Raw genomic sequence first — 21,001 nt, 5'->3', positions numbered from 1 at the left:
GGCAGCGAAGCCTTGCAATGGGATCGGTGGGCTCGGCGGCGACGGACTGCCCGGGGATCGGGCGGATGCCGGTTTGAGAGGCGGTAGGCTCGGCCCCCGATTTCCGCCCCTAGGGGAGCGGCGCCACGGGCGTGGTGATCTCGAGGCTCTCGAAGGCCATCGTCCCGGGGTTGAAGGCGGCGCCGGCGACGACGAGCACGGCGGGGCAGGGGCCGGCCTCGAGCATGACCGACCATCCGGCGGGGGGGCCGGCGAGCACGTAGAGCGGCGCCGTCAGCCTCAGGGGGAGCGTCGCGCCCGGCTCCACCGCCGCGAGCCGCACCTCGGTGCCGGGGGCGAAGGGCGCGCCTATGAACGAGGGGAGCGGCCGGCCGGCTTCATCGTGGAGCCGCAGATAGCGCAGCGCCGCGTCGCTCGGCGGCGGCTCCAGCACGCAGATCCGATCCGGCGCGCCGTTCGTCACCCGGGCCTCGACTTCAACGGCATGGGGGCCGGCCTCGATGAGCCGGGCGGTCAGCCCCAGCGCCTCCGCCTCCGGCATCGGCCCCCGCGTGCAGGCGGCCAGCGCCAGAAGCAGCGCCGCCCCCCTCACCGGCCGCGGATGCGCGGGTCGAGCGCGTCGCGAAGGCCATCGCCGATGTAGTTCACCGCCAGCACGGTGAAGGAGATGCAGAGCCCCGGCCAGATCACCCGCTCGGGGAAGCGCTCCATCCGCTCGACGCTGTCGAAGAGGATCTTGCCCCAGGTCGGGTAATCCGACGGGAAGCCCAGCCCGAGAAAGCTGAGCGCGCTCTCGGTGATGATCGCCGTCGCCAGACCCAGCGTGGCCGAGACCATGATGGGCGACAGCACGTTCGGCAGCAGGTGCCGCGTGATCATCCGCCGTGAGGGCGTGCCGATGGAGCGGGCGGCGAGCACGTATTCGCGCTCCTTGAGTGCGAGGATGTCGCCCCGCACAATCCGTGCCGTGTGCATCCACGAGGTGATGCCGATGGCGGTGACGATGAGGATGAAGATCCCCTGTTCCGGCCCGAAGGCGGAGCGGAGCTGGTCGCGGAAAAGCAGCATCATGACGAGGAGGAGCGGCAGGAGCGGCAGCGCCAGCATGAGGTCGGTGAAGCGCATCAGCAGCCCGTCGAGCCGGCGGAAATAGCCGGCGATGACGCCGACGACCGTGCCGAGGATCAGCGCGAGCAGCATGGCGACCCAGCCGACGGCCATCGAGACGCGGCCCCCCTGCATGAGGTTGGCGAGGATGTCGCGGCCGAGGTTGTCCGTCCCCAGCGGGCGGGACCAGAGGACCTTGGCCTCCCTGTCCCAGAGCCAGCTGTAGATCGGCCGGACGTCCTTGTTGCGGATGTCGAGCTTGGCGGGGTCGACCGTCCAGATCCAGGGGCCGATGATCACGAAGAGCGTGATGAAGATAAGGAAGGTGAGCCCGATGACGGCGCCCCGGTGCTCGCGGAACTGCTGCCAGACGTCGCGCCAGAGCGAGGTGGCGCTCTGCCCGGGCGCGGCGGAGCCGGCGGCCTCTGCGAGCGGCTCCTCGGGCGGCCCGCCGGTGGTCGTGCCGGTGGTGGCGCCGCCGGCGGGCAGCGGCGAGGCGGGGGGCTCGACGCCCTCGTGCGGGTCGGCGTTCTGATCGGGCCGGTCAGTCATAGCGGATCCGGGGGTCGAAGACGCCGTAAAGGATGTCGGCGATCAGGTTGAAGACGACGATGAGCACCGCGAAGATGAAGGTCAGCGTCAGCACCATCGGGATGTCGCTGCCCTGGATGGCGATGATGAGGAGCTGCCCGAGCCCGTTCACCTTGAACACCTGCTCGGTGATGATCGCGCCGCCGAAGACCTGCGGCACGCCGAGCGCGATGACGGTGACGACCGGGATCATCGAATTGCGCAGCACATGCTTCAGCACGACGACCCGCTCGTTCATGCCCTTCGCCCGCGCCGTGCGGACGTAATCCTGCTGGAGGTTGTCCAGCATCGAGGCGCGCATGTAGCGGCTGATCTGGGCGGCGTTGTAGAGGGCGAGGACGAAGACGGGCATCGCCATCTGGCGGACCTGGGCGAGGAAGCTCGACCAGTCGTTCACGACCAGCGTCGTGTTGTAGATCGAGGGGAACCAGCCGAGGTTCACCGCGAAGATGACGATGAGCAGCACCCCGGTGAAGAAGGTCGGCACCGAGAAGCCGACCATCGAGATGAAGGTGCCGAGCTGGTCGAACCACGAATATTGCCAATAGGCGCCGGCGATGCCGATCGGCAGCGCGATGAGCACGCCGACGATGTAGCTGAGGCCGACGACCCAGAGCGTCTGGGGGATGCGCTCGGCGATGATCTCGAAGACCGGCGAGCGGGACTGGAACGAGATGATGCGCTGCGCGCCATCGGCGAAGTTCGTGCCGAAGGCCGCGTCGATCCAGTATTGCGGCTCGACGATGAAGAACTGGTAGAGCCAGAGCCCGAAGCGCACGTACCAGGGCTGGCCGAGCCCCAGCGCCTCGCGCATCTGCTGGCGCACCTCGGGCGGGATCGACAAGGGCATGTTTGCCATCGGATCGCCCGGGGCCAGTTCGAGAAGGAGGAAGATCACCAGCGCGATGAAGATCAGCGTCGGGATCGCCAGGATCAGGCGGCGGATCGTATAGGCCAGCATGTCAGAGCGGCGTCTGCTGGTGGTGGATGAGGCGCCATCCGGATTCCGTCATCTGCCAGAGCGAGGAACAGCCGGCGGCATAGCCTTCGCCCTCGCGCCGGGCTTCGGCCGAATAGGCGAGGAGCGTCACGGATTTGGCCGGCGAGCGCATGAGCTGGTCGTCCATCGCCACCGCCTCCCACCGCGTGGTGCCCTCGACGCTGTCGAGCACCGTCGCCCGGTCGAGCGGGCCGCCCGGCATGGGAAAGGTCATGAGCGCATCCTCGGCGAGGAGCTCCACATAGGCCTCGCGGCCTTCGAGCCAAAGCCTGCGCTCCAGATCCCAGAGTTCGTCGTGCATGAATGCCCCCGGTGAAGGATGCGGGCGGGCCCGGCCGGGCCCGCCCGCGAGAGGTGCTTACTCGTCGATGCGGTACCAGTCGGCCGCGTTCCAGAGTTCGCTGTCCCAGGTGTTGAGGATCACGCCGCCCAGCGAGTTGGCATGGGCGGAGACCCGGCCACGGTCGACGAGCCCGACGATGATGCTGCTGTCCTTGGTCAGCATGTCATTCATCTGGCGCGCGATGCGGCCCCGCTCCTCGAGATCGCCCGTGCGGGCCAGCTCGGCGACCAGCTCTTCATAGGCCGGGTCACAGTAGCGGTTGATGTTCTCGCCCTGCCACTGCGTCTCCGGCGAGGGGATCTTGTCGCAGGTATAGGCGCCGAGATAGGCCTCGGGGTCGGTGCCGGGGAAGTTGTTCGCATACATCTCCACGTCCGCGTAGAAGCGCTGGAACGTGTCCGGCGAGCCGGGGTCGCCGCCGAAGAAGACGGACGAATCGACGTTGCGCAGCTCGACCTCGAAGCCGAGCTCTTCCCACCATTCCTTGATCAGCGCCTGGAAGTCCTGACGGACGGCGTTGGTGGAGGTCTGGTAGAGCATCGACATCTTCACGCCGTCGGGCGTCTCGCGCACGCCGTCGCCGTCGGTGTCGACATAGCCCGCGTCATCCAGCATCTGCATGGCGCGCTCCATGTCCTGCGGCATGCAGGACGTGTTGTCGGAGGCATAGAGCTCCGGCGCCGGAACCAGGTTGCAGGTCGGACGGCCGGCCTGGCCGTAGCCCACCTCGACGAGCAGGTCGCGGTCGATGGCGATCGAGAGCGCCTCGCGCACGGTCTGGTCGGAGAGGAAGGGGTGCGGATGCGCTACGGTGGAGCGCTCGCCTTCCGGCAGATCCGGGCTCGGGTCGGTGAGGTTCATCTCGATCCGCTCGACGAGCGTGCCGAAGGCCGAGATCGGGGTGCCGACGCCGCCCTGGCTCATCTCCTCGATGACATCGGGGGCGAGCTGCAGGTTCCAGGCGTAGTCGAACTCGCCGGTCTGCAGCACGGCCCGCGCCGCCGCCGCCGCATCGCCGCCGCCCTTGAGCGTCATGGTGGCGAAGTTGGGCAGCATCGGGTCGCGGTAGTTCTCGTTCGCCGCCAGCTCGATCACGTCGTTGACGCGGAAGTCGGTGACGGTGAACGGGCCGGTGCCGATCGGATTGAAGTTCGCATCCGTGCAGGTCGGCGCGGCGGCGCCGAGGCAATCGGCGAATTGCGCGGCCTGGATCACCGGCGATTCCGCCCCGGTGAAGGGCAGGTAGGGGTTGGGCTTGGCTTCGGAGAAGTGGACGGTGACGGTCTTGTCGTCGACGACCTCCACATCCTCGACGCCGTTGAACTTGGCGCCCTGCGCACAGCCGCCGCCTTCGGCGGTGCAGTATTCCCAGGTGAACCGCACGTCTTCGGCCGTCACCGGCGAGCCGTCGGACCACATGACATCCGGCGAGATGTTCCAGGTGATCGAGGTCAGATCCTCGGACACGCCGCCATTGTCGAGCGTCGGGATCTCGGTGACCAGATAGGGCACCAGCGTGCCGGTCTCGTCATAGCGGGCGAGCGGCTCGAGCACGAGGCTCGCGGCCTCGATCTCCTTCGTCCCCCCGGAGAGGTAGGGGTTCATGGTCGAGGGGGCCTGCCAGTAGATGACGTTGACATGGCCGTCCTCGCCCCGCTCGGCGAAGGCGGCGGGCGCGACGGCCGTCACCGCAATCGCGCCGAGAAGCGCTGCTTTCAGTTTCATGGACTCACTCCTTGTTGGTGCTCTGTTGGCCTCGAGGGCTCGGCCGCCGTTTCTCCGGCGGTCTTGTTGGTATCGTCGTAAAGGTGGCAGGCGACCTGGCGGCCGTCCGGCAGGTGGCGGGGTGCCGGGTCGATCTCGTGGCAGACCTCCATCACCTGCGGGCAGCGGGTGCAGAAGTTGCAGCCCTTCGGCGGATTGGCCGGCGAGGGCACGTCGCCCTTCAGGATCACCCGCTCGACCTTGCGCGCCAGTGCCGGATCGGGCTCGGGCACGGCCGAGAGGAGCGCCTGCGTATAGGGATGGAGCGGCTCGGCATAGAGCGCCTCGCGCGGGGCGAGCTCGACGATCCTGCCGAGATACATGACCGCGACGCGCGTCGCGATGTGCCGCACCATCGAGAGGTCATGGGAAATGAAGAGGTAGGTGAGCCCGAACTGCTCCTGCAGGTCTTCGAGCAGGTTCACCACCTGCGCCTGGATCGAGACGTCGAGCGCCGCGATGGGCTCGTCGCAGACGATGAACTTCGGGCTCAGCGCCAGCGCCCGGGCGATGCCGATCCGCTGCCGCTGCCCGCCGGAGAAGGCATGGGGGAAGCGCCGCGCGAAGGCGCGGTTGAGCCCGACGGCATCCATGAGCTCGAGGACCTTCTCGTCCTTCTCCTTGCTCGAGAGCTTGGTGTGCTCGTCGAGCGGCTCGCGGATGATCTGGCTGACGTTCATGCGCGGGTTGAGGCTCGCCTGGGGATCCTGGAAGACCATCTGCATGGTCGGGCGGTGCTTGCGCAGCGCCCCCTGGCTCATATGCCCGATCTCGGTGCCGCCGATGCGGATGGAGCCCTCGGTGATGTCGTAGAGCCGCAGGACCGCGCGGCCCGTGGTGCTCTTGCCGCAGCCCGACTCGCCGACGAGCCCGAGCGTCTCACCCTCCATCACCGTGAAATCCACGCCGTCGACCGCCTTCACGGCGCCGGTCTGGCGGCGCAGGAGTCCGGTATGGATGGGGAAGTGCATCTTGAGGCCGCGCACCTCGACGAGCGGCGTGCCGGCGGGCGTCTCGGCGGCGGGCGCGGCCCCGGGCGTGGCGGCGGCGTCAAGCATCCTGAACCTCGGGGCTGGTGGCGGCCGGCCGCGTCGGCGCGAGGCCCGGGTCGCAGAGGAAGCAGGCGGCGTCGTGATTCCCGGCCATCGGATAGCGCTGGGGCAGGGCGCGGTGGCAGAGCTCCCACGCATGGGGGCAGCGGTCGCGGAACGAGCAGGCGGCCGGCGGCGCGAGCAGGATCGGCGGCTGTCCCTCGATCACCGTCAGCCGCTTGGCCCGTTGCCCCTGCACATTCGGCACGGTCTTGAGGAGCGCCTGCGTATAGGGGTGCTGCGGGTTGGAGAAGAGTTCGTGCACCGGCGCATGCTCCACCACCTGCCCGCCATACATGACCATCACCCGGTCGGCGATCCCGGCGATGACGCCGAGGTCATGGGTGATCCAGATCACCGCCATGCCCAGCCGCTCGCGCAGCTCCTGCATCAGTTCGAGGATCTGCGCCTGGATCGTCACGTCGAGCGCCGTGGTCGGCTCGTCGGCGATCAGAACCTTGGGGTCGCAGGCGAGCGCGATGGCGATCATCACCCGCTGGCGCATGCCCCCCGAGAACTGGTGGGGATAGTCGCCGAGGCGCCGCCGCGCATCGGGGATGCCGACGAGCTCCAGCAGCTCCACCGCCCGGTCGGCGGCGGCGCGCTTCGAAAGCCCCATGTGCCGGCGGAGCGGCTCGGCGATCTGCATTCCCACGGTGAAGACCGGGTTGAGCGAGGTCATCGGGTCCTGGAAGACGAATCCGATCTCGCCGCCCCGCACGTCGCGAAGCGCCGGCTCGGGCATCTGCAGGAGGTCTCGCCCGCCGAAATGCACCTCGCCGGGGCCGGTGATTGCGGGCGGCGAGGGCAAAAGGCCGATGAGCGACATCATCGTCACCGACTTGCCGGAGCCGCTTTCGCCGACGACGCCCAGAAGCTCGCCGGGCTGCAGCGTGAAGCTGACATCGTTCACCGCATGGACCGAGCCGGCCCTGGTGTGGAAGACGACAGTCAAGCCGCGGACATCAAGGACGGGCTGTGCCCCATCGGGCATTCAGAACCTCCAAATGGTTCTTTTGGTTGTACTTTATCCCTGTCGGGCTGCGGGTGTGGCCGCGTCTGCCCATTTTGTTGGCATCAGCCTAGCAAGTTTCGCCTGCCGAACAAGCCCCGGGGTGCCGTGCGCGTAAATAACGCCTTTTCTCCACGGCGAATGCCGCGCAGAACGGCAGGAACAGGGGAGACTGCCATGAAAGACCTCACCGCGAGAGAGATCCTCGCCCGCCTCATCGCCTTCCCGACGGTGAGCAGCGAGAGCAACCTCGATCTCATCGCCTTCGTCGAGGGCTACCTCACCGCCTGCGGCGCGCGGGTCGGGCTCGTGCCGAAGCCGGGCGAGCCCAAGGCCGGGCTCTGGGCCCATGCGGGGCCGGAGGAGGAGGGGGCGGTGCTCCTTTCGGGGCATTCCGACGTGGTGCCCGTCGAGGGGCAGGAGTGGTCGAGCGACCCGTTCGAGCTGACCGAGCGGGACGGCCGGCTCTACGGCCGCGGCACGACCGACATGAAGGGGTTCGACGCCCTCGCCATCTGGGCCGTGGGGCAGGCGGCGCTCCATGGCACCTCCCGCCCGCTCCAGCTCGCGCTCAGCTATGACGAGGAACTCGGCTGCTACGGCGCCCCGCCCGTCATCGAGGCGATGGCGGAGGCGGGGGTGCCGAAGGCCGGCGCTGCGATCATCGGCGAGCCGTCGGAGATGAAGGTCATCACCGGCCACAAGGGCGGTTGCCACTGGCATGTGCATGTGAGGGGCTACGAGGTGCATTCCTCGCTGGTCTATGACGGCGTCTCGGCGATCTTCGAGGCGGCGAAGCTGGTGCGCTGGGCCGACGAGATCAACGCCGCCAACCGCGCCGCAACCCCCGGGCCCTTGGCTGCGCCCTTCTATCCGCCCTGCACCACGGCGCATGTCGGCAAGATCGAGGGCGGCACCGCCCATAACATCACCGCCGGCCATTGCCGTCTGGGCTTCGACTTCCGCGTCGTCCCCGGCGACGACATCGCCGACTGGAAGGCCGCCTTCGAGGCGAAGCGCGCCGAGCTCGAGGCCGGCATGAAGGCCCGCCATCCGGGCTGCTTCATCACGGCGGAGGAGAGCTTCGGCGTGCCGCCGCTCCTGCCGGAGGAGGGTGGCGCCGCCGAGGCGCTGGCCCGCGGCCTGACGGGAGACAACGGCACCCATGTCGTCAGCTACGGGACCGAGGCCGGGCATTTCCAGGCGGCCGGGATCTCCTCCGTCGTCTGCGGGCCGGGCAATATCGCCCAGGCCCATCAGCCCGACGAATATCTGACGCTGGCCGACTGGCAGGCCGGCGAGGCCTTCATCGCCCGACTACTGGAGAGTTGCCGGTGAGTTTTCCCTTCACGCTCGCCACCCCGCCCGAACATCAGGCGCCGCTGCCCGAGGCGGCCGATGTCGTCATCATCGGCGGCGGCATTGCCGGCGTGATGACCGGCTGGTTCCTCGCCCGCGCCGGGGTGCAGACCGTCCTCGTCGAGAAGGGCCGCGTCGCCGCCGAGCAGTCGGGCCGCAACTGGGGCTTCATCCGCCAGCAGGCGCGCGACCTGCGCGAGCTGCCGATGATGGTCGAGGCCAACCGGCTCTGGCCCGAGCTGGCCGAGCGGGCAGGGGAGGACATCGGGCTCAAACGCGGCGGCATTCTCTACATGGCCGACAGCCCGGCGGATATGGAGACCTTCGCCCGCCACGAGGCGGAGGGCAGGGCGCACGGCACCGACATCCGCCTCCTGACCCGCCCGGAGCTCGCCGACCTTCTGCCCGAGGCCCGGTGGGACTGGCGGGGCGGCGTCGTCACGCCCTCCGACATGTCCGCCGAGCCGTGGAAGGCTGTGCCCGCCTTTGCCCGCGCCGCCGTGCGCGACGGGCTTGCCATCCGCGAGCAGTGCGCCGCCCGCGGCCTGGAGCGTTCCGGCGGTGCCGTCTCCGCCGTTGTGACGGAGGCCGGGACGATCCTCACCACCCGCGTCCTCCTCGCCGGCGGCGCCTGGTCGCGGCTGTTCCTGGGGCCGCTCGGCCTGACGATCCCGCAATGCTCCGTCCGCGCCACCGTGGCGGCGACCGAGCCGCTGCCGGAGGTCTTCGCCGGCGGCGCCGTCGACGGCGCGCTCGGCTTCCGCCACCGGCAGGACGGTGGCTACACGCTGGCGCCCGGCTGGGGCCACGAGGTGTTCGTCGGCCCCGATCTCCTCCGCTCCCTGCGCGCCTTCCTGCCCTATTGGTGGGCCGACCCCCTGGAGAACCTGCCCATCGCCGCCGCGCCGAAGGGCTTCCCCGACGCCTGGGGCACGCCGCGGAGCTGGGAGGGCGCCTCGCCCTTCGAGGCCATGCGCATCCTCGATCCGGCCCCCAGCCGCCGGCGCCTCCGCAAGCTGACGGAGGGGTTCGCCGCCCGCTTCCCCACCCTGCCGGCCCCCCGCATCCGCGCCGCCTGGGCGGGGATGATCGACGTCCTGCCCGATCAGGTGCCGATCGTGGATCAAACGCCGATCCCCGGCCTCTGGCTCGGCACCGGCCTTTCGGGCCATGGCTTCGGCATCGGTCCCGCGGTCGGCCGCGTCCTCGCCGACCTCATGCAGGGCAAGCCCCCGGGCCACGACCTGACGGGCCTGCGCTACGCCCGCTTCTGAAGGCGGGTCCGCCTTCGACGCGCCGGAACCCTCCCGCTTCGGCCCGCGTTGACTGCAAAAGCCGGGACAGATCATGGACGCCCCCTACACACTCATCGCGAACGAAACCTCCGGCCGCCGCGATGCGGACCGGCTCGAAGCGCTGCACAGGATGCTGGAAGAGGGGCTCGGCGAGCCCGTCGCCTACCGCCCGTGCAAGGGCGGCGAGGGCATCTCAGAGGCCGCCAAGGCAGCGCGGGACGCCGGCCATGGCACCGTCTTCGCCGCAGGCGGCGACGGCACGCTTTCGGGCATCGCCGATGTGCTGAAGGGCTCCGACGTCGCCATGGCGCCGCTGCCGATGGGCACGTTCAACTTCTTCGCGCGCGGCCTCGACATCCCCGAGGGCGACGAGGCCGCCGTCGAGGCGCTCCTTTCCGGTGAGGTGCGCGATTTCCCGGTGGGGGAGATCAACGGCCGTATCTTCCTCAACAACGCCTCGCTCGGCGTCTATCCCGCCATCCTCCGTGCGCGGGAGACAGTCTACGAGAACTGGGGCCGCTCGCGGATCGCGGCCTATTGGTCGGTCTTCAAGATCCTCATCCAGCCCGGCCACGGGATGCGCCTGACGGTCGAGGTCGATGGCCAGAGCCAGACGATCCACACGCCGATGGTCTTCGTCGGCTCCAACCCCTTCCAGCTGCGCATCTTCAAACTCGACGGCGCCGAACTGCCCGAGGAAGGCCAGCTCGCCTTCTACTACGGGCAGGATGTCGGGCGCTTCGCCATGCTGCGCACCGCGCTCTGGCTCGGCTTCAAGATCGCCCGGAAGGATCGCGAATTCGCCATGCTGGCGGGGCGCGAGATCAAGGTCTGGCCGCAAAAGACCCGCAAGGTCACGGCGGCGCTCGATGGCGAGCGCTTCCATTTCGACCCGCCGGTGACGATGCGGCTTCTGGAGCATTCCCTCAAGGTCGTGGCGCCCCGCGCGCAGGAAGGCGCCGGCCGGGCGAGCGCGGCCTGATGGCGCGGCTCGTTCACCTCTCCGATCTGCATTTCGGCCGCACCCGCCCGGAGCTTCTGGACCCGCTGGTGGCGCGGGTGAATGCGCTCGCCCCCGATTTGGTGGCGGTCTCGGGCGACCTCACCCAGCGCGCCCGGCCCGGGCAGTTCCGCGATGCGGCAGCGCTCCTTGAACGCCTCGAGGCGCCTTGCCTCGTCGTCCCCGGCAATCACGACGTGCCGCTTTATAACTTCCTCTTCCGCATCTTTCGGCCCTTCCGCCGCTACCGCGCCACCTTCGGGGAGGACAAGGAGCCGAAGCGGATCCTCGGCGATGTCGCGGTCATCGGCGTCAACTCCGTCGATCCTCGCCGCCACCAGCGCGGTCGCATGGATGCCGATCGTCTCGCCAAGGTGACGCGCCGGCTGACCGCGCTGCCGGAGGACACGCTGAAGGTCATCGTCATGCATCATCCGATCGTGCACCCGCCCGGCTCCGACAAGGCGCCGATGGCCGGCGCCCATGCGGCGGCGCGGGCGTTCTCGGATGCGGGGGCGGATATCGTCCTCACCGGGCATCTGCATCTCTGGGGGGCGGAGCCCTTCGAGATGCCGCAGGGGCGGGCGCTGCTCTTCGTGCAGGCGGGCACCGGGCTCTCGACGCGGAAGCGCGGGGAGCCGAATGATTTCAACCTCATAGACTGCGGCCCCGGCCGGGCCGAGGTTACGCGCTATTGTGCGAGCGACGAGACGGGCACGTTCGAGCCCGCCGCGCCCGAAACCTTCGAGGACGGGCCGGAGGGCTGGCGCCGCGCGGGCGAGCCCGAGGCGCTGCCGGTCAGGGACGCCGTCGTGGAATCCGAACCCGCCTAAGCCTGGCTGGCGGGAGACCCCTCGGGGCTGGCTGTACCCTCAGAGCACCGGGTGCAGCATCTCGAGCACGGGCAAGCCCTGCCGGAACGCCTCCATCAGCCGCGGCTCCAGCGGCCCGCTCTCCGCCATCTCTTTCGTCGCCACACATGATTTCATCCGGGCGAAGCGCGCGAGCGGATGATCGGGGGGGCAGGGGCCGGGGGTGCGCTTCAGCTCGCCCTCGCGGAAGGTGAAGCCCCCCGCCTCCGCCCGCTCGATCAGCGCCGCCATGCGGGCCGTGTCGGTGAGGAGGAGGCTGCGCCAGCGCTCGAGCTGCTCGCGGTTCATCGCCATGCATCCGAGCCCGACCGTCACCCCCTTCAGGTCGATGCCGAGGAAGCAGGCCGGCTCGCTCGCCCCGCCTGCGGCAAGAGACCACATCAGGTGCAGATGCAGGTGATAGGGCCGCTTGTTCTTCGAGAAGCGCAGGTCGCGCTGCGGGCGAAAGAGCTTCGGCGTCGCCTCGAGCCCCGTCATCTCCCGCAGGGGCGCGCGGAGCCTGTCTAGCAGGGCCTCGGCCGGCGCCTTCAGATCGGCCTCGTACTCTCCCTGATGCGCCTTGAACCAGGCGCGGTCGTTCTCTGCCTCGAGGCGGGTCAGGAAGGCGCGGACACGGGGGACCGAGAGGGTGTCGGGCATGGGCGGCGGGCTCCGGGGCGAAGGGCTCTGGACGGGGCGGGGCACTCGGCCTAGAGGATCGCCATGCGCACCGAGCCGTCAAGTTTGTCGTCCCATGTCGGTGCGCTTCTGCGTATCGGGCTGCCGCTCGTCGGCGCCTCGGTGGCGGGCTTCCTCATCCATATGACCGATACGATCATGCTCGGCTGGTATTCCGTCACCGCGCTCGCCGCCTCGACCATCGGCTCGTCCTTCTGGTTCACGCTCTTCATCCTCGGCGCCGGCTTCGGCACCGCCTGCGCGCCGGTGGTGGCGGCTGCCGCGGCGCGGGGAGACGCGGTGCGCGCCCGCCGCTTCACGCGGATGGCGATGTGGCTGTCGCTGGCCTTCGGGCTCCTCTGCCTGCCGCCGCTCTGGTTCTCCGAACCCATCCTCCTCGCCATCGGCCAGCCGGCGGATGTGGCGGCGGAGGCGCAGATCTACCTGCGCATCACCTGCTTCGGGCTCTTCGGCTCGCTCTTCGCCACCTCGATCCGCGGCTTCCTCGGCGCGCTGCAGATGACGGCGATCCAGCTCTGGATCACCATCATCGGCGTCGGGCTCAACGCGCTCATCAACTACGCGCTGATCTTCGGCAATTTCGGCGCGCCGGAGCTCGGCATTCGCGGCGCCGCCATCGCCTCGGTGATCCTGGAAGTCTCCATGGCGCTCGCCGCCGCGATCTGGGCGGCGCGCAAGGCGCCGGAATTCGAGCTCTTCGTGCGCTTCTGGCGGCCGGATTGGGAGGCGCTGGGCGAGGCCTTCCGCCTCGGTGCGCCCATCGGCATCACCTCGCTCGCCGAAACCGGCATGTTTACCGGCTCCGCCGTGATGATGGGCTGGATCGGCGAGGTGGAGCTGGCGGCGCATGGCATCGCCATGCAGCTCACCGCGCTCCTTTTCATGTTCCATGTGGGCATGAGCCAGGCGGGCACCGTGCTCGCCGGGGCGGCGCTCGGGCGGGGTGACGAGGCGGGCCTCCGGCGGACGGCGCTGACCGCGCAATCGCTCGCCGTGCTCTTCGGCTTCGTCGTCGTCGCCTGCTTCGTCCTCTGGCCGCATGAGCTGGTGGGTCTTTTCCTCGATCCGGAGGATCCAGAGCGCCCGGCGATCGTCGCCATCGGCGCGCCGCTACTCCTCGTTGCCGCGCTCTTCCAGTTCGGCGACGGCGGGCAGGCGACGATCCTGGGGCTCTTGCGCGGCGTGCAGGACACGCGGGTGCCGATGGTGATCGCCGCGTTCTGCTACTGGATCATCGGCCTGCCGGTGGGCTGGCTCCTGGCCTTCCCGCTGGGCGTGGGGCCGGTCGGGCTCTGGCTCGGGCTCTTTGCCGGGGTGACGAGCGCCATGACCTTCTTCACGCTGCGCTTCTGGCGCCGCGCGGTCAGGATCTCAGCCTTCCCCCTCGCCGCGACCTGAGCCGAGCGGGCGCGCCTGCGCCGGCGCCTCGGCCAGCCGTTCGGCCTTCCGCCGGACGAGGATCGTCCTCAGATCGTGCATGGCGAGCAGCAGGGCATCCGTCACCTCGTCGAGCTCTTCCGGTGTCGCACGCGCCTGCACCCATTGGGCCGTGAGGTTCATGTGGTCGATGGCGCGGTGGATGTCGTCGATCTCGCGGCGGGCGAGGAGCGCCCGGCGCCGCTCGATCCAGCCCTCGATCTCGGTGCGCTGCTCTTCGGTGAGCACATGCTGGCCATGCGGCTTGATCTCGCCGTTCTTCCAGTTCGCCACGGCGATCTGGTTCATGTCGAGCCGCCGCTCGCGGTTCTCGGTGTCGATCTCGAAGACGGCGGCGCCGTTTTCTCGGATGCGGTAGAAATAGCGGGGCAGGTCGGACATCAGTTTTCCAGGCAGCGCAGAAGGCTGCCGTTCAGATCGACGAGGAAGAAGAGCCGCGGCACCTCCGGATCGGGCAGGCGCTCGGGCGGGGTGAGGCGGGGGATGGCGCGGGGGGTGGCCGGCAGGTCGGCACCGGCGAAGCTGTCGTAGAGCGCATCGAGGTCATCCACCCGGATGCAGGCCGAATGCCAGCTCTCGGCCGGGATCAGACCCGGCGCGTGGAAGAACTCCAGCTCCAGCGCGCCGCGCTCCAGGATCATCCAGCCGTCAGACCGGTAGCCGGGCACAAAGCCGAGGGCGGCGTAGAACTCCGCCGTCTCGGCCATGTCGCGGGCCGGCAGGTTCGCGGTGATCCTGTCGGCCATCGGCCCCCCTCAGCTCAAGCCCTCGCAGAACCGCTTGATGCGGGCGCAGGCCTCGGTCAGGGCCGCGTCGGAGGTAGCGTAGCTGACGCGGAAGTTCGGCGAAAGTCCGAAGGCCGCACCGAAGACGACGGCGACATTCTCCTCCTCGAGGAGCGCCGTGGCGAAGTCCTCGTCGGTCTCGATCCGCGCGCCGCCGGCGGAGGTCTTGCCGAGGCAGCCCGAGATGTCGGGATAGACATAGAAGGCGCCGTCCGGCACCGGGCAGGTGATGCCCGGGCAGGCGTTCAGCCCCTCGACCACGAGGTCGCGCCGCCGCTCGAACAGCGCCCGGTTGGGCTCGATGAAGTCCTGCGGCCCGTTCAGCGCCTCCACCGCCGCCCATTGGCTGATGGAGGAGGGGTTGGAGGTCGACTGGCTCTGGATCTTGCGCATGGCGCGGATCAGCTCCTCCGGCCCCGCCGCATAGCCGATCCGCCAGCCGGTCATCGCATAGGCCTTGGAGACGCCGTTGACGGTCAGCGTCCGCCCGTAAAGGCCGGGCTCGACCTCCGCCGGGGTGCAGAACTTGTAATCGCCGAAGGTCAGGTGCTCGTACATGTCGTCGGTCATGACATGCACCTGGGGATGGCGCATCAGCACGTCGGTCAGCGCCTTCAGCTCGTCGCGCGAATAGCCGGCGCCAGTGGGGTTGGACGGCGAGTTGAAGATCAGCCACTTGCTGCGCGGCGTGATCGCGGCCTCGAGCGCCTCGGGCGTGATCTTGAAGCCGGTCTCCAGCCCGCCCGTCACGGTGACGGGCTCGCCGCCGGCGAGGAGCACCATGTCGGGATAGCTCACCCAGTAGGGCGCGGGGATGATGACCTCGTCGCCGGGGTTCAGCGTCGCCATCAGCGCGTTGTAGAGCACCTGCTTGCCGCCGGTGCCGACCGTCACCTGCGCCGGCGTGTAGCTGAGGCCGTTCTCGCGCTCGAACTTGGCGCAGATTGCCGCCTTGAGCTCGGGGATGCCGTCGACGGCGGTGTACTTCGTCTTGCCTTCCTCGATGGCGCGGATGCCGGCGGCCTTGATGTTCTCCGGCGTGTCGAAATCCGGCTCTCCCGCGCCGAGGCCGATCACGTCGCGCCCGGCCGCCTTCAGCTCCGCCGCCTTGGTCGTGACGGCAATGGTGGGCGAGGGCTTCACGCGGGCGAGCGCGTCGGCGAGAAAGGGCATCAGGGGCTCCCGGGGTGGCAAAGTCGCGGCGCGGCTGTCATAAGCCGGGCGGGCAGACCCGGCAAGGAGGAGCCACGAATGACCCCCGAAGACGGTTGGTACAGTGAAGACAGCGCCACACTCGGCGACCGCATCCACGGCGCCCGCGAGGCCGCCGGGCTCGGCCAGAAGGAGCTGGCGGCGCGGCTCGGCGTGAAGAATTCCACCGTCCAGCGGTGGGAAGAGGACCGGGCCGAACCGCGGGCCAACAAGTTGCAGATGCTCTGCGGCGTGCTCGGCGTCTCTCTCTCGTGGATCCTCACGGGCGTCGGCGACGGCCCCGAGGGCCCGAGCGAGGAAGAGCGCAGCACCAGCCGCGCCGAGGAACTGGCGGAACTGCGCAAGGTGCGCGCCGAGCTGACGGCGACGCTCGCGCGGCTCGGGCGGCTCGAAAAGCGGCTCCGCGCCAGCACGCCGGTCTGAGCCGATGGAGCTGGCCGGCCCGCCGGGAGAGAGCCGCGAGACGCGGCTGCGACGGCTCCACATGCGCTCCATCCGCCGCGGCATCCGCGAGATGGACCTGATCCTCGGCGCCTTCGCCCGGGAGCAATTGCCGGGTCTCAGCGAGTCACGCCTCGATGAGTACGAGCGGCTCCTCGCGGAATCCGATCACGACATTTACCGCTGGGTTACTACCGGGGAGGGGGAGCCCGAGGGGCTCGAGGCGCTCATGGCCCTTGTTCGCAAGGGGGCCGAGGGTGTCGGAACCTCATCCTCAAGTGAGGCTTAGCCACCATATTTCCGCCGAAATGCCCCGGGTCGGCCACATTCTGACTGGGTTTTAAACCACATCTTGAGCAATTTTCTCCAAGTTAGGATCGAAAAGACGAGATTGGAGACAGTCGGATGAGCCTGCATTCTGCCATCGAAGACGACTCTGCCCTCGGCGTGAACGCCGGGTTCATGGCGAGCTACCTCGAGGCGCTGACGCTCGTCGAGCGCCTTCACCGCCTGCTTCTGGATGTCATCAAGGACGAGTTCGAACGGCTCGGGCATCTTGAGCTGAACGCCGTTCAGGCGCTGCTTCTGTTCAACATCGGCGACAACGAGGTCACCGCGGGCGAACTGAAGAGCCGGGGCTACTACCAGGGCTCGAACGTGTCGTACAACCTCAAGAAGCTGGTCGAGATGGGCTACATGCACCACCAGCGCTGCGAGATCGACCGCCGCTCCGTGCGCGTCCGCCTGACGGAAAAGGGCCGCAACGTGCGCGATACCGTCTCGAAGCTCTTCGCGGCCCATGCCGAGGGGCTGACGAGCCGCGGCGTGATCGACCTCGACGGACTCGACAATATCACCACCTCGCTGCGCCGGGTGGAGCGTTACTGGGCCGACCAGATCCGCTATATCTACTGACTTCCGCGCCTCTGGCGTGACGGCGGCGGCCCCCCGGGCCGCCGTTTTGCCGTCTAGCGGTCGAGCGCGCCCTTGCCGGCGAGGATCTTCTCCCGGAACTTCTCAACGCGCGCGACCCGTGTCTCCGCCTTCTTGGCGGAGCCGACGGCATAGACATAGGATTTCCGCCGGCCCGGCGTGAGCGCGTGCCAGGCCTCGGCCAGCGCGGCATCCATGTCGATCGCCTCGATCAGCTCTTCCGGCACGTCCGGCTCGTCCTCGTCCTTCGGCGGCTTCAGCCCGGCCTCGGCATAGCCCTTGGCCTCGTCCAGATAGGCGCGGATCACCGGCGCCATCCCGGCGGCGGCACCTGGCTCGGTGAACTTGATGACATCGGGATGCTTGGTGTTCGGGCCCTGCCGCTCCAGGACGCCCTCGGGGTCTTTCATCAGCGCGGCGTTGAAGAAGCCGAGAGAGTAATAGCCCCGGAGCGCGCCGATGATGACGATGTTGCGCCCCGCATGGGTATAGCAGGGATGCCCCCACTTCACCTGTTCCTCGAGCCCCGCCGCGCGGCAGATCTCCCGCAGGGCCTCCAGCCCCTCGATCCAGCGGCGCGTGGAACAGTCGGGCGTCGCGAAGCGCTTGCAGCGGCCGCAGCCCATGCTGAAATAGTCCTCGATCTCGGTGATCATCATCGCCGGGGCCTCCCTCTGCTCCACGTATAACCGCAAGGCTATACGTCCGCAAAGGCCCCGTCTTTGCTCCCCAAAAATCCTCGGGGGGTGAATTGGCCGTCAGGCCAAGAGGGGGGCAGACGGCCCCCCTTGCGAAAACCATCTGGTTTCCGCCGCCGTGGAGCCGCCGCCGGTGTCAGACCAGCCGCGAGGTCTCCACCGCCGCCCGCACGAAATCGGCGAAGAGCGGATGGGGCTCGAAGGGCTTGGACTTGAGCTCGGGGTGGAACTGCACGCCGATGAACCACGGATGGTCGGCCCATTCGACGATCTCCGGCAGCCGCCCGTCGGGGCTCATGCCCGAGAAGGTGAGGCCCACGTCCTCGAGCTGCTGGCGATACTTGGTGTCGACCTCGTAGCGGTGGCGGTGCCGCTCCTCGATCTCGTTCGTGCCGTAGATCTCCGCCACCTTGGAGCCCTCGGCCAGCATCGCCGTATAGGCGCCGAGCCGCATGGTGCCGCCCTTGTCGTCATCGACCTTGCGGCGCACCGAATGGTTGCCCTGGATCCATTCCTTGAGGTGATAGACCACCGGCTCGAAGCGCCTCACGCCCGCCTCGTGGTCGAACTCCTCCGAGCCGGCCTTGGCGACGCCGGCGACGTTGCGCGCCGCCTCGATCACCGCCATCTGCATGCCGAGGCAGATGCCGAGATAGGGCACCTTGTGCTCGCGGGCGAAGCGCGCAGCGGCGATCTTGCCCTCCGTCCCCCGCTCGCCGAAGCCGCCGGGGACGAGGATCGCATGGAAGCGCTCCAGATGGCTGGCCGGGTCCTCGCGCTCGAAGATCTCGGCGTCGATCCATTCGGCCTTCACCCGCACGCGGTTGGCCATGCCGCCATGGGTCAGCGCCTCGGCGATGGACTTGTAGGCATCCTCGAGCTGCGTGTACTTGCCGACGATGGCGACGCGCACCTGGCCCTCGGCATGGTGGATGCGGTCGCTCACATCCTCCCATTTCGTCAGGTCCGGCCGCGGCGCCGGGCTGATCTGGAAGGCGTCGAGCACCGCCTGGTCGAGCCCCTCGCGGTGATAGGCGAGGGGGGCGTCGTAGATCGTCGAGAGGTCCTGCGCCGCGATCACCGCATCGGGGCGGACGTTGCAGAAGAGCGCCAGCTTTGCGCGCTCCTTCTGCGGGATCGGCCCTTCGGAGCGGCAGACGAGGATGTCGGGGGCGAGGCCGATGGAGCGGAGCTCCTTCACCGAGTGCTGGGTCGGCTTGGTTTTCAGTTCCCCGGAGGCGGCGATATAGGGCAGCAGGGTCAGGTGCATGAAGATGCACTGGCCGCGCGGCCGGTCCTGGCTGAACTGGCGGATCGCCTCGAAGAAGGGCAGGCCCTCGATATCGCCGACCGTGCCGCCGATCTCGCAGAGCTGGAAATCCACCTCGTCATCGCCGATGGCGATGAAGTCTTTGATCTCGTCGGTGACATGGGGGATGACCTGGATGGTCTTGCCGAGGTAATCGCCGCGACGCTCCTTCTCCAGCACGTTCGAATAGATGCGGCCGGAGGAGACGGAATCCGTCTTCCGCGCAGCGACGCCGGTGAAGCGCTCGTAATGGCCGAGGTCGAGGTCGGTCTCCGCCCCGTCGTCGGTGACGAAGACCTCGCCATGCTCGAAGGGGCTCATCGTGCCGGGGTCGACGTTGAGATAGGGGTCGAGCTTGCGGAGGCGGACGGAGAAGCCTCGCGCCTGCAGAAGCGCGCCGAGCGCCGCCGAGGCCAGCCCCTTTCCGAGCGAAGAGACCACACCGCCGGTGATGAATACGTAGCGCGCCATGCGATGAGAACTCCCGTGATCAGCCAAATGGAGGTTTGCCCGGAGGCGTTCAGCCACCAGCACCACGGGACTCAAGGATAGGCGGATTCGGCCGCCTCTGTCCATAGAGAACCGCAAGATAATGTTGCGAATTCGCCGGGGTCACCAACCCCTTGTGGTGGCGCGGGGCGCCACCCGTCGCGTGAGGTCAGTTGCCGCCCGCGGGCGGCGTCTCGGCCCCGTCGCTGGCCTCCTCGGCCGGGGCAGGGGCCGCATCGTCGGCCGCATCATCCGCGGCGGGCGCGTCCGCCTCCGGCGTCACCGTCTCGGGGCTCTCGGCTTCAGGCTCAGCGACTTCGGGCTCTACGGCTTCCGGCTCGGCGGCTTCGGGCGCATCCGCCTCGGGCGCCGCATCGGCTTCGGGCAGGGCGAAATCGCCGGCGGGGGCCTCTTCTCCGGCCTGGGGCAGGGTGAAGCCCTCAGGCGTCTCGGCGGGCGTCTCGCTCGGGGCGGCGCCGGGCACGGAGGCTTCCGTGTCCTCCGCATTCGGCACGACCGGGCCGCTCTCGTCCGCCGAGGGCGGCAGGAGCGACGTGCCGAGGTCGGGCGTCGAGACATTGCCGCCGCCGACCGGCTGGATCCTGTCGATGACGGAGGCGCCGGAGGAATTCTCCGCCGAGATGATCGTCAGCGCCAGCGTGCAGACGAAAAAGGCGGTGCCGAGGCCCCAGGTCACCTTGCCGAGCGCATCGGCCGCCGCGCGGCCGCTCATCACGCCGCCACCGCCGCCGCCCATGCCGAGGCCGCCCCCTTCGGAGCGTTGCAGCAGCACCACGCCGATGAGGCTGAGGGCGAGAAGCAGATCGATGATCAGGACGACGGTTTCCATTGGGGCTCCCGGTGCAACGGGGGGTATCTAGAACCGGCATCCTGCGAGCGCAAGCATGAAGCCGCCTGACGTGCGCGGGGCCGGCCCCGGCGCGGCCAGCGCGCGCCGGGATGCGGCGAGATCGCCGCTCCGGGTCGCGCCGCTCCCGGCGACCGGGCCACGGGCGGCGCCTTTCGGCCCGCCCTCAGTTGTCGGCATCGTCCACATCCACCTGGCCGGAGATCCGCCGGCGGACCATCGACCAGGAAAGCCCGGTGCCAAGCACCAGCGAGGCGGTGAAGACGCCGAGCCAGGTGGCGCTGTCGCGCGTGCCGATCGACAGCCAGCCCTTGTCGAGCCCCAGCCAGACGATCGCGGCCACGAACGCGAGGACGAGCACGACGCCGATATAGCCCAGCGAGCGCAGCGTCGCGCGGAGCGTCACGATATAGCCGATGACGAGGGCGAGGCCGAGCACGGCGGCCAGCGGCAATTGCTCGATGTAATTCTGCGCGAGCCAGTGCAGGTAATTGAACTGGGTCGGATTGTAGGTGAAGGCGACGAGGAGGCCGGCGAAGCCCCACCGCATGAAAAATTGCAGTGCCATAAGTGTCTGCCTGTCTGCTGCCCGGGTTCTTAAAGTTTTAATGAACTTTTAGGGAGCGGCCGGAGCCCTGTCCAGCGCCCCGGGAGCGGCCTTGAAGCGGGCGTGGCCGCGGCGCTATACCGGCCCCCGGCCCGAAGACGGCCGGAACG

The 21,001-nt window shown here is 68.9% G+C and carries 23 protein-coding genes; 8 read left to right on the top strand and 15 right to left on the bottom strand.

What is annotated here, in order from left to right; all coding sequences use genetic code 11:
- Positions 1-109 precede the first annotated feature (109 nt).
- From ACAZ03_RS09825 to ACAZ03_RS09795, 7 genes are read right to left on the bottom strand one after another with little or no spacing between them, the layout of a single operon-like run.
- Complete coding sequence (locus ACAZ03_RS09825) at positions 110-592, bottom strand: hypothetical protein (RefSeq protein ID WP_373353158.1); 483 nt, start codon at positions 590-592, stop codon at positions 110-112.
- Complete coding sequence (locus ACAZ03_RS09820; RefSeq protein ID WP_373353156.1) at positions 589-1,659, bottom strand: ABC transporter permease; 1,071 nt, start codon at positions 1,657-1,659, stop codon at positions 589-591. The genes ACAZ03_RS09825 and ACAZ03_RS09820 overlap by 4 nt, the downstream gene beginning before the upstream one ends.
- Entirely contained in the window at positions 1,652-2,659 is a 1,008-nt protein-coding gene (locus ACAZ03_RS09815) for an ABC transporter permease (protein WP_373353154.1), read from the bottom strand. The genes ACAZ03_RS09820 and ACAZ03_RS09815 overlap by 8 nt, the downstream gene beginning before the upstream one ends.
- A gap of 1 nt (position 2,660) precedes the next feature.
- Positions 2,661-2,999: a DUF4440 domain-containing protein gene (locus tag ACAZ03_RS09810; protein WP_373353152.1), complete on the bottom strand. Its 339-nt coding sequence runs from the start codon at positions 2,997-2,999 to the stop codon at positions 2,661-2,663.
- 57 nt (positions 3,000-3,056) lie between these two features.
- Complete coding sequence (locus ACAZ03_RS09805; protein WP_373353150.1) at positions 3,057-4,766, bottom strand: peptide ABC transporter substrate-binding protein; 1,710 nt, start codon at positions 4,764-4,766, stop codon at positions 3,057-3,059.
- Positions 4,763-5,863, bottom strand: a complete 1,101-nt coding sequence (locus ACAZ03_RS09800; protein WP_373353148.1) for an ABC transporter ATP-binding protein — start codon at positions 5,861-5,863, stop codon at positions 4,763-4,765. Before ACAZ03_RS09800 ends, ACAZ03_RS09805 begins: the two co-directional genes overlap by 4 nt.
- Positions 5,856-6,890 (bottom strand): ABC transporter ATP-binding protein, encoded by a 1,035-nt coding sequence (locus ACAZ03_RS09795; RefSeq protein WP_373353146.1) that lies wholly within the window; start codon positions 6,888-6,890, stop codon positions 5,856-5,858. Before ACAZ03_RS09795 ends, ACAZ03_RS09800 begins: the two co-directional genes overlap by 8 nt.
- A 195-nt stretch (positions 6,891-7,085) precedes the next feature.
- On the opposite strand from ACAZ03_RS09795, the gene argE reads away from it, so the two are divergent.
- The 4 genes from argE to ACAZ03_RS09775 all read left to right on the top strand — a co-directional run bounded on the left by argE (position 7,086) and on the right by ACAZ03_RS09775 (position 11,395).
- A complete protein-coding gene (gene argE, locus ACAZ03_RS09790; RefSeq protein WP_373353144.1) occupies positions 7,086-8,246 on the top strand; it encodes an acetylornithine deacetylase in 1,161 nt (386 codons plus the stop codon).
- Positions 8,243-9,541, top strand: a complete 1,299-nt coding sequence (locus ACAZ03_RS09785) for an NAD(P)/FAD-dependent oxidoreductase (RefSeq protein ID WP_373353142.1) — start codon at positions 8,243-8,245, stop codon at positions 9,539-9,541. The genes argE and ACAZ03_RS09785 overlap by 4 nt, the downstream gene beginning before the upstream one ends.
- A gap of 73 nt (positions 9,542-9,614) precedes the next feature.
- Positions 9,615-10,544 (top strand): diacylglycerol kinase family protein, encoded by a 930-nt coding sequence (locus ACAZ03_RS09780; protein WP_373353140.1) that lies wholly within the window; start codon positions 9,615-9,617, stop codon positions 10,542-10,544.
- Complete coding sequence (locus ACAZ03_RS09775; RefSeq protein ID WP_373353138.1) at positions 10,544-11,395, top strand: metallophosphoesterase; 852 nt, start codon at positions 10,544-10,546, stop codon at positions 11,393-11,395. The genes ACAZ03_RS09780 and ACAZ03_RS09775 overlap by 1 nt, the downstream gene beginning before the upstream one ends.
- A 39-nt stretch (positions 11,396-11,434) precedes the next feature.
- On the opposite strand, the gene ACAZ03_RS09770 is transcribed toward ACAZ03_RS09775, so the two are convergent.
- Positions 11,435-12,073: a DUF2461 domain-containing protein gene (locus ACAZ03_RS09770; RefSeq protein ID WP_373353137.1), complete on the bottom strand. Its 639-nt coding sequence runs from the start codon at positions 12,071-12,073 to the stop codon at positions 11,435-11,437.
- Between the two features lie 63 nt (positions 12,074-12,136).
- On the opposite strand from ACAZ03_RS09770, the gene ACAZ03_RS09765 reads away from it, so the two are divergent.
- Entirely contained in the window at positions 12,137-13,510 is a 1,374-nt protein-coding gene (locus tag ACAZ03_RS09765) for an MATE family efflux transporter (protein ID WP_373353135.1), read from the top strand.
- Here the strand turns inward: ACAZ03_RS09765 and ACAZ03_RS09760 are convergent.
- The 3 genes from ACAZ03_RS09760 to ACAZ03_RS09750 are packed head-to-tail and all read right to left on the bottom strand — an operon-like array spanning position 13,484 to position 15,507.
- A complete protein-coding gene (locus ACAZ03_RS09760; RefSeq protein WP_373357066.1) occupies positions 13,484-13,933 on the bottom strand; it encodes a hypothetical protein in 450 nt (149 codons plus the stop codon). The genes ACAZ03_RS09765 and ACAZ03_RS09760 overlap by 27 nt on opposite strands.
- Positions 13,930-14,295, bottom strand: a complete 366-nt coding sequence (locus ACAZ03_RS09755; protein WP_373353133.1) for a bleomycin resistance protein — start codon at positions 14,293-14,295, stop codon at positions 13,930-13,932. Before ACAZ03_RS09755 ends, ACAZ03_RS09760 begins: the two co-directional genes overlap by 4 nt.
- A 9-nt stretch (positions 14,296-14,304) precedes the next feature.
- On the bottom strand, positions 14,305-15,507 hold the full coding sequence (locus tag ACAZ03_RS09750) for a pyridoxal phosphate-dependent aminotransferase (protein ID WP_373353131.1): 1,203 nt from the start codon (positions 15,505-15,507) through the stop codon (positions 14,305-14,307).
- Positions 15,508-15,585: 78 nt separating this feature from the next.
- Here ACAZ03_RS09750 and ACAZ03_RS09745 point away from each other — a divergent pair, with 78 nt between their 5' ends.
- The 3 genes from ACAZ03_RS09745 to ACAZ03_RS09735 all read left to right on the top strand — a co-directional run bounded on the left by ACAZ03_RS09745 (position 15,586) and on the right by ACAZ03_RS09735 (position 16,902).
- Positions 15,586-15,969 (top strand): multiprotein-bridging factor 1 family protein, encoded by a 384-nt coding sequence (locus ACAZ03_RS09745; RefSeq protein ID WP_373353129.1) that lies wholly within the window; start codon positions 15,586-15,588, stop codon positions 15,967-15,969.
- 4 nt (positions 15,970-15,973) lie between these two features.
- Complete coding sequence (locus ACAZ03_RS09740) at positions 15,974-16,276, top strand: succinate dehydrogenase assembly factor 2 (RefSeq protein WP_373353128.1); 303 nt, start codon at positions 15,974-15,976, stop codon at positions 16,274-16,276.
- A gap of 116 nt (positions 16,277-16,392) precedes the next feature.
- Positions 16,393-16,902 carry a MarR family winged helix-turn-helix transcriptional regulator gene (locus ACAZ03_RS09735; protein ID WP_373353126.1) on the top strand — a complete coding sequence of 170 codons (510 nt, stop codon included), beginning with the start codon at positions 16,393-16,395 and terminating at the stop codon, positions 16,900-16,902.
- A 53-nt stretch (positions 16,903-16,955) separates the two neighbouring features.
- On the opposite strand, the gene ACAZ03_RS09730 is transcribed toward ACAZ03_RS09735, so the two are convergent.
- From ACAZ03_RS09730 to ACAZ03_RS09715, 4 genes are all read right to left on the bottom strand, one after another.
- The gene (locus tag ACAZ03_RS09730) at positions 16,956-17,579 is read right to left on the bottom strand and encodes a YdeI family protein (protein WP_373353125.1); all 624 of its coding nucleotides are present in this window, start codon (positions 17,577-17,579) and stop codon (positions 16,956-16,958) included.
- A 175-nt stretch (positions 17,580-17,754) separates the two neighbouring features.
- Entirely contained in the window at positions 17,755-19,398 is a 1,644-nt protein-coding gene (locus tag ACAZ03_RS09725; protein WP_373353123.1) for a CTP synthase, read from the bottom strand.
- A gap of 187 nt (positions 19,399-19,585) precedes the next feature.
- Positions 19,586-20,266: a preprotein translocase subunit SecG gene (gene secG, locus ACAZ03_RS09720; RefSeq protein WP_373353121.1), complete on the bottom strand. Its 681-nt coding sequence runs from the start codon at positions 20,264-20,266 to the stop codon at positions 19,586-19,588.
- Between the two features lie 184 nt (positions 20,267-20,450).
- Complete coding sequence (locus ACAZ03_RS09715; RefSeq protein ID WP_373353119.1) at positions 20,451-20,852, bottom strand: DUF6524 family protein; 402 nt, start codon at positions 20,850-20,852, stop codon at positions 20,451-20,453.
- Between the last annotated feature and the right edge of the window lie 149 nt (positions 20,853-21,001).

The sequence above is a fragment of the Pseudoroseicyclus sp. CXY001 genome, from assembly GCF_041714655.1.
In the GTDB taxonomy this organism is placed as follows: Bacteria; Pseudomonadota; Alphaproteobacteria; order Rhodobacterales; family Rhodobacteraceae; genus Pseudoroseicyclus_A.
This window is presented reverse-complemented; position numbering and strand designations above follow the sequence as displayed.